Below are 10,576 nucleotides of genomic sequence, written 5' to 3'. Positions count from 1 at the left end.
TGGGCGGAATAATTGTCTTATATATGTCATATATAAATTTAACATCAACATTGCTCAATATTAGACTAGAGCAAGAACCAATTTTAAAGCGTAATAGGTTTATAGTTCCTTTATAGCAATGCATCCAATTGACGTCGAGCATGTTTAAATGCAGTTCTGAGTCCTTCTTCCAAAGTTGGATGATAAAAAGGTTTCTTTAAGATCTGATAAATATCCTGGTCAGCATCAATCATCCAGGCCAGTAAATGGGCCAGATGTTCTGCTTGGGAGCAAAAGAGTTCTGCACCAAGTAATTTACCTGATTTTTTAGCAATATAAACTTCTATTCCACCTGAGTTTTCTGCCAGAACCAGTGCACGTCCTTGATTTTCATAAGAGACGAATCCCCGAATAAATTCGATGTGTTGATCTTCCAGCTGTTTAAAACTTTTTCCGACAATCGCCATTTCAGGATGACAAAATACAATCGCCAATGGGGTTAAAGCAAAAATAGGTTTTACATCCGGATAATTCAAACAGTTATGAACAACCTGTTTGCCAGTATGCGCGGCTTCATGTTGAATGGGTGCATCAGGGGCGGCATCACCGACTATAAATATAGGTAGGTTTGCAAGTTGTTTGGTTTCTTTATCGATAGGAAGGTTTTTGATATCCTTGAATGTGGAATTTAGTTGATCTAAACCTAAATGATCTATATTGCTTTGCCGACCTGTGGCACCTAAAACATATTCAACTTCAATACTCTTAGTCTGATCATTTTCTGTAAAGTTAATCTTTATTTTATCAGCTTGGATCTCAAACTTATTTGGTAAGGTTTTAAATTTGATATTAAGTTCTTTACTTAATTGCTCTTGTGCTAGTTTTTGTAAGATCGGGCTAGTTAAAGCACCTACTTTTTGACTACGCGCAAACATTGTGGTTTGTGCACCCAGTCTTTGCATGGCTTGAGCTAATTCAATTGCAATGATGCCACTCCCGATTACTGCTAAAGACTTAGGTAATTGGGAAAATTCAAATATTTCATTAGAAGTGATGTATTTTTCTTTTAATTGTTGCTTTAAAGTTTCATCAATATTGGGGCGTGAGCCTACAGCGACAATAAAACTTTTGGCCTTATAGGATTGTCCATTGACTTCGATCGTTTGGGGATCAACAAATTTGGCTTTTCCGGAAATTTTATGTGAGCTCTCCCATTGATCGACACCTTTTAAGGTTGCACGAATAAAACGTTCTCTAAGGACATGCACACGTTGCATAACATCTGAAGTATCAATGACAGCGTTATGCTTTAAAGCAAGTTCTTCAGCAGTTTGAATATCATGCATGCGATTTGCAGAAGAGATTAGCAGTTTGCTTGGCATACAACCTACACGTGCACAGGTCGTATCCCACGATCCATCATTGATAATTAAAATATTTTGGGTGTATTTGATGGCTTCGTTATAAGCACTGATCCCTGCAGTGCCTGCACCGATAATGATGAGGTCGTACATTAATTGCTCTTATTGAAATCAATTTATGAATATAAGCTAGCATACAAAACATTTAGCTTACCTTTATTTACATAAATGCTTAACTATGATTACATATCGCATAATGAATAAAGATTGATAACAAACTCTATAATAGAGGGTCTTGGGGATTTAAATGATTAGTAAACAATTAGGTATTAAATTATCTACTCTTACTTTAGCACTAATGTTAGCAGGCTGCGGGGGCGGTGGAAGTGATGGTTACTATAATAATGATGGCTCTAGTTCTGGAAATATTACTACGAACCCTAGCACAGGTGAAGAAGTAAAATCTGTTAATATTAGTACTATACAATTGATTGATCGAAATGGTAACTTTACTCAGGCAATCGCTGCAGAAGGTGTGAGCGCTCAAGTCAAAGTAACTGATCAGTCGGGTAAAGGAATTAGTGGTGCATTAGTTACATTTACAGTGACTGGTGGTGTTGTTTTAGGTAGTTCCAATGGTGCTGTTTTAACAAATACAAATGGTGAAGCGAGTATCTCAGTTAAACCTGAAAACTTAAATACCAATGGTGCCTATCAAATTTCTGCAGTTGCAGATTTTGATGGTACCGAAGCATCAACACCAGCACTTAATTTCTCACTTCAAGCAACCAATATTATTTTAGTCGATTTAACGGCAGCTAGTACTCAATTAGAATCTGGTGGTTCAACAAATATCACGTTAAAAACGCAAGATGCAAATACAAAAGTCAATCAGAATAATGTCAATGTCGAATTCACTGCACCATGTGGTAAATTTGAACCTGCTACAGTTGTTTCATCAAATCAAGGAAATGTTACGACAACTTATAAAGCGATTGGTACAGATGGAAAGCTTTGTACAGGAACACAAAAAATTTCGGCAACAGGTTTAAATATCCCAGAAGTTGGAATTGATGTCAGTATTAAGGCACTTGAAGCTAATTCACTAGTATATACATCTAATAAAGTTAATTTGGGGATTAGAAAAAGTGGCTCAGCATCATCTGGTCAAATTGAATTTACTTTGTATGCAAATGGTGTACCTATAGCAGATCAAGATGTTTTGATTGAGAAAGTACAAGCACCAGAAGATTTATCGTTCGTATCATTTGGAAATCAAAATAACAAAACTATAAAAAGTGATTCAAATGGTAAAGTGATTGTGAATCTTTATCCAGGAGATAAACCTGGGCCTGTAGAGATAAGAGCAACTTTAGTTTCAGACAAAAATGTTTCGGCTGTATCTAAAAATGTATCTGTATCCATTGGTCGAGTAACTCAAGATGGATTAAGTTTATCAGTATCTAAAAATTCATTACAGAATGTAATTGATGGTGACACTGCAACTATTACAGCGAGAATGGTTGATCGTACACGGAACCCTGTTCCAGATGGTACAGTAATTAGCTTTGTTTCTGAGGGAGGGAAGGTTGAACCTAATTGTTCAACAGTCCAAGGAGTATGTTCTGTAACTCTAACAACACAAGAACCTCGTCCTTTAGATAATCGTGTGACTGTATTGGCTTATGTTGAGGGTGATAAAAGCTTTACAGATTTAGATGGCGATAATCTTTATACTAAAGGCGTAGATCGACTTCTTAGTAATATTGGTAGCTTTTTCCGTGACGATAACGAGGATAATCAATATAACAAAGATTATGGTATTGGTGAATTTCTTTATAATCGTGCGATATTAGGAAACAAAGCGACCTGTGCTCCATCTACAATTAGACAGCCGAATATCGCAGACACATGTGACGATAATTTAGATACGGTCATCCGTCAGCAATTATTATTTGCATTTGCTGAAAATACACCAACCTTTACTAATGTAAAGGCAAGTGGAAGTTTATTGTCTTTTAATATGTATGGAAATAGCGCTCAAAGTGTGCCTATGCCAACAGGTACCACAATAAGTGTTACGCCTGAGGATAATACAAAAGCTAATAATTTATCTTGTACTGCAGAGTTAGCAACAGGAAGTTCACCTGTCGCAAATGTTTTTGATCTTTTGACACCAAGCACTTTCAAAAATAGTAATCAAAGTTATTATGGCTATCGTCTAAAAGAATGTGCGGTAGGAGATACGTTGAAAGTTTCTGTTTCTTCGCCAGATAGTAAAGTATCAACAATTTATGTAGATTATCAATAGAAATTATATTTGTATAAAAAACAGCGCCGAAGCGCTGTTTTTTTTATGGGAACTAAAATTTAAAAAACTAAATTGATGTTCCCACACTCACACCCACAGTCGGCTTTAGATTCATCGAGCTACAGCCTGTAAAAGCCAAACTACAACATAAAATAATCAATAACTTACTCATGAATCAATCCTTGAGATTTAGCCTGATTAAACAAGGCCGCTGAACGTGTGCCGCTTCGGCAAACCATCAAAATCGGTTTAGGCAGCTCATTATAATATCGAGCAAATTCTTCAATATTCGCCTGAGAAAGTTGGCCATTCATTACAGGCTGATAAATCACACTCACTTGAGATTTCTCTGCAATGGAGCGTAATTGACTCACCGTGACACTATTACCAGTTTCCTGATCAGGACGATTTACAATCACAGATTTGAAACCTTGCTGAATCAATTGCTGAAACTTGCTTGGTGTCATTTGCCCCGTAACACTCACCGTAGAGGTCAGCGCACGGCTAAGATCATTTGCAGCAAAAACAGGTGTAATACAGCTAAAATAGGTTGCCAGTACCACACCTTTCCAGAACGACTTAATCATCCAGCAGGTCCATCTGTTTTGCCAGTTGATATAAGTTATTCGAGCGGTTTCCAGTACGACAGAACATCAAGATCGGTTTTGGCAACTCATTATAATGATTGGCAAAAGTGCGTACATCAAGCTCCGTAATCTGACCGGCTACTACTGGTTGGAATACATAATCCAGACCGGCATTGCGTGCAGCTTCCTCGATTTGTGCACTGGTTGGCTGCTCGGAACCACCTTCCATGTCCGGACGGTTGTTGATAATCGATTTAAAACCTTTCTCAACCACTTGAGTTACGTGTTCTGGACCAATTTGACCAGCAAAACCTACATTTTCGCTCATGACGCCACTCCATCATTTCATTTATATCGATATGCTTTATGATAGCATTAAGCTGAAAACATGCTGAACCTGTTCTGGAATTTTTATAAATGATGATAACCATAAGATAACGCAATGGAGCGCGTATGCAGGCTTATACAGTTGAACCACTGTATGTCAAAAGCGGTCAGGAAGTGATTGCTGCAGATTTTTATCGGCCTAAAAATATAGAAAAACCGGCCGTAATCCTGATGGCTCATGGTCTGGCTGCCTTACGTCAATTTAAACTGGTGCAATATGCCCAGCGTTTTGCCAGTGCCGGCTATGCGGTGGTTTTATTTGACTATCGCTATTGGGGCGGCAGCACTGGGCGTCCACGTGAACTGGTGTCGATCAATGCCCAGCTCGATGACTGGCGAACCATGATCAGACATATTCAGGAACGCAAATCGATTGACAGTAAACGGATCGTGCTCTGGGGTACGGCCTTAAGTGGTGGGCATGTATTGACACTTGCAGCAGAGCTGAAAAATATTCAGGCGGCGATGGTACAGGTGCCTTTTGTCGATGGGGCTGAAAGTGCCCAACTATATCCTTTACAGCAACTCCCCAAGGCGCTTAAAGTTTCCAGTCAGGATTATATGGGGGCCAAGGTTGGTATGGCACCAAAAACCTTACCTGTAGTTGATCCGCATGAGCTATGTTTTATGCCGACACAGGACAGTTATGAAGGTTATCTGTCGATTGTCAATCCGGATTATTACTGGAGTGGTCATATTCCTGCACGGACATTCTTTAAACTGATGCGCTATCGACCGATTCAGGAAGTCAGAAAGATTAACATTCCAGTCCTGTTTATTGCGGCAAAACTGGATAGTCTGATTCCAATTGAATCCAGTCGGGAAACTGCGACCAATATTGCACCATTTGTGCAATATCATGAGTGGAATATCCGGCATTTTGATATTTATCATGGGGAATGGTTTGAAAAAGCAGTTTCGACCCAATTAGAATTCTTACATCAACATATTGGAGTGCGCTAGATGATTATTGTATGTCCGGAATGTCTGGCCAAAAACCGTGTCCCTGAAGATAAACTCACTGCCAACCCTGCTTGTGGTCAATGTCATCAAGCCCTGATTCCACTGGTACCAATTGAGCTGAATGAGCAGAATTTCAGCCAGTTTGTCACGCATAGTGACTTGCCAATCCTGATTGATCTCTGGGCAGAATGGTGTGGTCCCTGTAAAATGATGGCACCGCATTTTGCGACTGTCGCCCAGCAATATCCAAATGTGGTTTTTGCAAAAATTGATACAGAAGCGAATCCTCGCTTAAGTTCGGCATTTAATGTTCGCAGTATTCCGACGCTAGTGTTGATGAATAAAAGCAACGAAATTGCTAGAATAAGCGGTGCATTACGGTCAAGCGAGCTGCAAAAATGGCTTGATCAGCAGTTAAATACCCAACCCTAATTCAAATGCCTGGAGTGAAAGTGTCAGATTCTCAAGTAAGACCAGAGGGGATTCTTTCCCTACAGACGATCGCAATGCCTGCAGATACCAACTGGAGTGGTGATGTCTTTGGTGGCTGGATCGTTTCACAAATGGACTTGGCAGGCGCGATTCACGCAGAACGATTTTCAAAGGGACGTTGTGCCACGATTTCGATTAACCAGATGACTTTTCTGGTACCGGTAAAAGTCGGAGACGTGATTAGTTGTTATACCAAAATTCTCAAAGTTGGCAAGACATCTATCCAGATGGAAATCGAGGTTTGGGATAGCCATGATGATTCACGCCCCCCAATTCGGGTGACTGAAGGTGTGTTTACCTTTGTTGCTGTAGATGTCAAAGGCAACAAACGTCTGATTCCAGAAGAAGCGAAACAGAAGCTTTTAGAATCGCAAACAGCACAATGATGACTTGAAATAAAAAATCCCAGATTTAATGTCTGGGATTTTTTTGTCTAAAAGAAGAAATTATGATTTCTTGAGCTGGCTCTTGGCAATCCAAGCCCAGAGCATTTCACATTGAATGGGGGCTTCACCTGATTCATCCGTGACGGTGACCTGAACCAGGGTTTCACCTTTATCCGAGTTTTGCATCAGGGCTTGCTGCTCCGACGTGAGCGTAGCAACAGCAGTCATGGCACCGCGTGTCGGGCGCTTAAAATCAACCTTTAAGCTTTTGATCAGTACAATTGCTGTATCCGGAACATTCATTGCCGTCACAAAGCCGGTCGCTGTTTCTGCCAGCAGGGCCATTGCACATGCATGGATTTGTCCGATATGGTTCTGCATGGCTTTATGATTGGCCATACTTACTACCACTTTGGACGCACTCATTTCCTCATAACGAATCTTGGCAGAGCCGACCATCGGGACCACCCGGCCAAAAGTTTTACTTAACAAAGCAGTACGAATGCCTTGCGGTAATCGTGCAGTGGCTTTGACTAATCTGGCTAATCGGTTGTTCTTTGCCATAATTCCTTCTACAGACGTTGCTGTCTTAATCTTTAAAGTTATTGAACTGTAAAGGCAAACCAAATTGCTGTTCTTTCAAGAATGCCATTACTTGCTGCAATGTATCGCGTTTTTTATCAGTCACACGAATCTTGTCGCCCTGAATAGAAGATTGCGCCTTAATCCCACTTTCTTTAATGGCTTTATTAATTTTTTTTGCGGTATCTGAGTCAAGACCATCTTTAAGCTTGATGACCTGAATCACATTTTTGCCAGAAGCCGTCATTTTTTGTGGATCAAGCGCCTGAATATCGACTTTGCGTTTAAAGAAATGACTTTCCAGCATGCTATAGACTTGTTCACACTGGAAATCGCTTTCAGTCGAGATTTTGATTTCCTTGTTTTTTTCATTCAGTTCAATAGAAACGTCCTGCCCACGGAAATCAAAGCGGGTCGCAATTTCTTTTTGGGTGTTTTGAACTGCATGATTTACTTCAAAAATTTCTAATTCAGAAACAATATCGAAAGAAGGCATAGTTTAGACCTTTACAAAGGGAAAGAATATCTGAGATGCTAGGGATGTTTTCTTCATTTGCCAAGTGTTGTTTACATCAAAGGAGTGCGCAATGATCCGTAAACAAGAAATTACAACATTTGAGTTCCCAGAAAATGCAATTATCTGGGATGTACGCGATTCAAGTGCTTTTGCTGAAGCACACGTGAAAGGGGCGGTGAATCAGCCCATTAACGATCTTTCAGCAGAAAGCCTAACTCAGGTGTCAGCGGATCAACCCATTTACATCTTGTGTGGTGGGGGCAGTAAAGCTCCACGTGCTGCGGAAAAACTAGAGGGTTTTGACAGCTCACGTGAATATGTCATTCTGATGGGTGGTACTCGTGCTGCCCGTGATGCAGGCTTACCGCTTGAACAGGGTGTATAAGCATTCTGTGAAAAAAAAGCGCCGCAAGGCGCTTTTTTAATGGGTGAGATTTAATGCCTCCCAACCTCCCTTTTCTAAAGGGAGGAGCTACATCTATTCTATTTATTCATAAAAGTAGAGAAAAGTCCCCCCCTTTTTTAAAGGGGGGTTTAGGGGGATTCATTCAAAATAGTAATTAAATTTGTAGCTTAAAATACGGTTTCTTCATTTTCACTTTCTTTTGAAAACGGGTCACACTGAGTTTTTTTACTAAACTGGATGGAACTGGACAGGCTTCGCCGAGAATCTGGGCTGCCAGAATTTCACTACAGAGTGGTGCAAACAGAAAACCTTTGGAGCCTAGACCGGCAAAGCTGTAAATTTCCTGATCCGATTTCATTTTACCCAGTAGGGGAAAATAATCCTGACTTTGCGCGCGTACCGAGGCACGACCTTGCCACGTCTCGGTAGAAGCTAATGATTGTGCATATTCTGGGAATACACTGTGGATCAATTCGCAGTTATGCACATGGTCTTCTGCTAACACCTCGATATCATCCCGACCTGGATAAAAAGAAGCACCCAAGATCAGATGTTCAGCATCCAGTTGCATACAATAACCGCCGTAGCTATAGGCAATATTTTGACTTAAAGGCTGAGTTTTATTGTTTACCCAGCTGACCTGTCCGCGAATCGGTTTCAACACTGGATAATCTGCAAAAAACCGCTGGGTTTCTCGCGCAGTACAGACAATGACATGATCGAATTCACCTAGATCCTGTTCATCTGAAAATAACTGAGGTTTTATAGCGGCTTCAATATGGCTAATTTTGGCCTGTTGATACTGAATATTAGGATGCTGCAGAATTTCATCACGTAACTGATGAGGTGAAACCGCACCAGCTTCTAACAGTTTTAAACTTGGAAATGCAGTTTGAATCTCTTGATCTTCTGTATCTTGTACAGCAAGAATTTTTTCTGGATATTCGTCTGCCAATCCTAAAAGCTGTTCAGGATTTTTTAAGGCCAGTTGATTGACCTGAATCGGGCGGAAAGCTTTAAATTTTTGATAATGATTTAAGGCATGTTGCCAAGCCAATGTCATCAGATGTTCACCGCTTTGCTCAACTGGACAGAGTTTGGGATTGAGCAAAGCCAGTGGATTGCCAGAACCTCCTGAGAGTGGCGCTGACTGGTCGTAAATCGTAACCTGATGACCACGTTGAGCGAATGCCCAGGCCGTACTTAAACCAGCGATTCCAGCGCCAATTACAGCGATTTGGCGAGGTCTGATATTGGACTCTGTATCTTGCTCAGTTTTTTTTTGAGTGATTTCTTGTATTAATGAACTTTCAGTCTCTTCAGCTGGCTTCCAGATCGCTTTCAGCATTTCACGCTTGTGCTTAAAACCACGTGGACGGGAAATTGAAATCCCATGATTTTTTAAGCCACGTTTTAAAACGCCAGCAACACTGAAAGAGGCGAAAGTGGTGCCGATCTCGGATAAACGCACAATATTATTTAAAACATTTTCTTCCCACATATCCGGATTGCAGGAAGGCGCAAAGCCATCCAGAAACCAGGCGTTCACCGGCGCAGTTTTTTCTATTACCGGGAAAACATCATATGCATCACCCAGCCATAGATCCAGACTGAATCGATCTTCAGGAAAACTGAGACGATGACAGCCGGCAATTGGCATCGGGTATTGAGAGATGAGTTGATCCGCTAAAGGCTTGAGTTCTGACCAGGCATTTAAGGCTCGAATCAGATCAGCTTTGGAAAGAGGAAATTTTTCAACTGAAATCGCATGCAGATGACTGTGATTATTCGGACGCACCTGTTGCCAGAGCTGCCACAGGGCCAGAATATTTAAACCAGTACCGAAACCCGTTTCACCGACACAGAAATATTCAAAATGTTTTAAATCTGCCAGACGCGTCGTGAGATCATTGCCATTTAAAAAGACATGCCGGGTTTCCAGCAAGCCATTGTCTTTGGAAAAATACACATCACCAAATTGCTTGGACATAGGCACATCAATGCCATCCACCAATTGCCAATCCAGATCGGCAGTTTGAATTGCGTGCGACAAAACGGGTACGACCTTAAAGATATCGGGAAGGGCTATAGCTTACCATTGACGACGACGTTTGGTATAAACATAGCTCGCGATCAGAAAGCCCAGCAGCACACCTACTGCCAATGTTGCAGCGCCGTAGAGGAACATCTGCGCACTGCGTTCACTTTGCAGCACCTGTACCTGCACCCCAAGATTATCATTCTTGAGCTGTAATTCTTGATTTTGCGATAGTGCTTCCAGATTGGCTTTTTCCAGTTGCTGCAAACGGGTGGCCTGATCTTTGACCAAAGCTTTCACCTTGGCATCTTGCTGGGCTTTGAGCTTGGCGATTTCTTCTGCAGTTAAAGGTTTATTCTCGGCAGGTGGCACTGGCTGGGCAGAAGTCGCTACGGCAGGAATAATGGCAGGTTTCGGCGTAGACTGGGTTTGGGCAGTCGCCGCTGTCCCTTGAGGTTGTGCTGTCTGATTTTCCTGAATCACAGGAGCAGGCGCAACTTCGACTGCCCATACTGGAGAAATCATAAAACATAGGCCAATGATACTGGCAGTAACAACACGCATGAA

At 41.3% G+C, this 10,576-nt stretch carries 12 protein-coding genes; 5 read left to right on the top strand and 7 right to left on the bottom strand.

What is annotated here, in order from left to right; genetic code table 11:
* Nucleotides 1-110: 110 nt before the first annotated feature.
* A complete protein-coding gene (locus tag MWG72_RS11805; RefSeq protein ID WP_247144113.1) occupies nt 111-1,493 on the bottom strand; it encodes a dihydrolipoyl dehydrogenase in 1,383 nt (460 codons plus the stop codon).
* A 154-nt stretch (nt 1,494-1,647) separates the two neighbouring features.
* Between MWG72_RS11805 and MWG72_RS11800 the strand changes: the two genes are divergently transcribed.
* Nucleotides 1,648-3,651 carry an Ig-like domain-containing protein gene (locus tag MWG72_RS11800; protein WP_247144112.1) on the top strand — a complete coding sequence of 668 codons (2,004 nt, stop codon included), beginning with the start codon at nt 1,648-1,650 and terminating at the stop codon, nt 3,649-3,651.
* A 164-nt stretch (nt 3,652-3,815) separates the two neighbouring features.
* Here MWG72_RS11800 and MWG72_RS11795 read toward each other — a convergent pair whose 3' ends face one another.
* A complete protein-coding gene (locus MWG72_RS11795; RefSeq protein ID WP_085064694.1) occupies nt 3,816-4,238 on the bottom strand; it encodes a protein tyrosine phosphatase family protein in 423 nt (140 codons plus the stop codon).
* Nucleotides 4,231-4,566 (bottom strand): protein tyrosine phosphatase family protein, encoded by a 336-nt coding sequence (locus MWG72_RS11790; protein WP_004281596.1) that lies wholly within the window; start codon nt 4,564-4,566, stop codon nt 4,231-4,233. The genes MWG72_RS11795 and MWG72_RS11790 overlap by 8 nt, the downstream gene beginning before the upstream one ends.
* 125 nt (nt 4,567-4,691) lie before the next feature.
* Between MWG72_RS11790 and MWG72_RS11785 the strand changes: the two genes are divergently transcribed.
* The 3 genes from MWG72_RS11785 to MWG72_RS11775 are packed head-to-tail and all read left to right on the top strand — an operon-like array spanning nt 4,692 to nt 6,466.
* Nucleotides 4,692-5,588, top strand: coding sequence for an alpha/beta hydrolase (locus MWG72_RS11785; RefSeq protein WP_247144111.1), 897 nt, complete (start codon nt 4,692-4,694; stop codon nt 5,586-5,588).
* Entirely contained in the window at nt 5,589-6,020 is a 432-nt protein-coding gene (trxC, locus tag MWG72_RS11780; RefSeq protein ID WP_005101783.1) for a thioredoxin TrxC, read from the top strand.
* A 5-nt stretch (nt 6,021-6,025) separates the two neighbouring features.
* Complete coding sequence (locus MWG72_RS11775; protein ID WP_153566559.1) at nt 6,026-6,466, top strand: acyl-CoA thioesterase; 441 nt, start codon at nt 6,026-6,028, stop codon at nt 6,464-6,466.
* A 60-nt stretch (nt 6,467-6,526) separates the two neighbouring features.
* Here the strand turns inward: MWG72_RS11775 and MWG72_RS11770 are convergent, their stop codons facing one another.
* Entirely contained in the window at nt 6,527-7,030 is a 504-nt protein-coding gene (locus MWG72_RS11770; protein ID WP_004645125.1) for a DUF4442 domain-containing protein, read from the bottom strand.
* A 25-nt stretch (nt 7,031-7,055) separates the two neighbouring features.
* A complete protein-coding gene (locus MWG72_RS11765) occupies nt 7,056-7,544 on the bottom strand; it encodes a YajQ family cyclic di-GMP-binding protein (RefSeq protein WP_004281601.1) in 489 nt (162 codons plus the stop codon).
* A 91-nt stretch (nt 7,545-7,635) separates the two neighbouring features.
* Here MWG72_RS11765 and MWG72_RS11760 point away from each other — a divergent pair, with 91 nt between their 5' ends.
* The gene (locus MWG72_RS11760) at nt 7,636-7,950 is read left to right on the top strand and encodes a rhodanese-like domain-containing protein (RefSeq protein WP_005101788.1); all 315 of its coding nucleotides are present in this window, start codon (nt 7,636-7,638) and stop codon (nt 7,948-7,950) included.
* 175 nt (nt 7,951-8,125) lie between these two features.
* Here MWG72_RS11760 and mnmC read toward each other — a convergent pair whose 3' ends face one another.
* Nucleotides 8,126-10,024, bottom strand: coding sequence for a bifunctional tRNA (5-methylaminomethyl-2-thiouridine)(34)-methyltransferase MnmC2/FAD-dependent 5-carboxymethylaminomethyl-2-thiouridine(34) oxidoreductase MnmC1 (gene mnmC, locus MWG72_RS11755; RefSeq protein ID WP_247144110.1), 1,899 nt, complete (start codon nt 10,022-10,024; stop codon nt 8,126-8,128).
* Between the two features lie 39 nt (nt 10,025-10,063).
* Nucleotides 10,064-10,573 carry an SH3 domain-containing protein gene (locus tag MWG72_RS11750; RefSeq protein WP_247144109.1) on the bottom strand — a complete coding sequence of 170 codons (510 nt, stop codon included), beginning with the start codon at nt 10,571-10,573 and terminating at the stop codon, nt 10,064-10,066.
* Nucleotides 10,574-10,576 lie beyond the last annotated feature (3 nt).

The sequence above is a fragment of the Acinetobacter lwoffii genome (genome assembly GCF_022967985.1).
Lineage (GTDB): Bacteria > Pseudomonadota > Gammaproteobacteria > Pseudomonadales > Moraxellaceae > Acinetobacter.
The sequence above is the reverse complement of the archived record's forward strand: the minus strand, read 5'-3'. Positions and strand labels throughout refer to the sequence as shown.

Coding starts and splice junctions, on each gene's coding strand:
- MWG72_RS11805 (WP_247144113.1), bottom strand. CDS start 1,493: ATGTACGACCTCATCATTATCGGTGCAGGCACTGCAGGGATCAGTGCT.
- MWG72_RS11800 (WP_247144112.1), top strand. CDS start 1,648: ATGATTAGTAAACAATTAGGTATTAAATTATCTACTCTTACTTTAGCA.
- MWG72_RS11795 (WP_085064694.1), bottom strand. CDS start 4,238: ATGATTAAGTCGTTCTGGAAAGGTGTGGTACTGGCAACCTATTTTAGC.
- MWG72_RS11790 (WP_004281596.1), bottom strand. CDS start 4,566: ATGAGCGAAAATGTAGGTTTTGCTGGTCAAATTGGTCCAGAACACGTA.
- MWG72_RS11785 (WP_247144111.1), top strand. CDS start 4,692: ATGCAGGCTTATACAGTTGAACCACTGTATGTCAAAAGCGGTCAGGAA.
- trxC (WP_005101783.1), top strand. CDS start 5,589: ATGATTATTGTATGTCCGGAATGTCTGGCCAAAAACCGTGTCCCTGAA.
- MWG72_RS11775 (WP_153566559.1), top strand. CDS start 6,026: ATGCCTGGAGTGAAAGTGTCAGATTCTCAAGTAAGACCAGAGGGGATT.
- MWG72_RS11770 (WP_004645125.1), bottom strand. CDS start 7,030: ATGGCAAAGAACAACCGATTAGCCAGATTAGTCAAAGCCACTGCACGA.
- MWG72_RS11765 (WP_004281601.1), bottom strand. CDS start 7,544: ATGCCTTCTTTCGATATTGTTTCTGAATTAGAAATTTTTGAAGTAAAT.
- MWG72_RS11760 (WP_005101788.1), top strand. CDS start 7,636: ATGATCCGTAAACAAGAAATTACAACATTTGAGTTCCCAGAAAATGCA.
- MWG72_RS11750 (WP_247144109.1), bottom strand. CDS start 10,573: ATGCGTGTTGTTACTGCCAGTATCATTGGCCTATGTTTTATGATTTCT.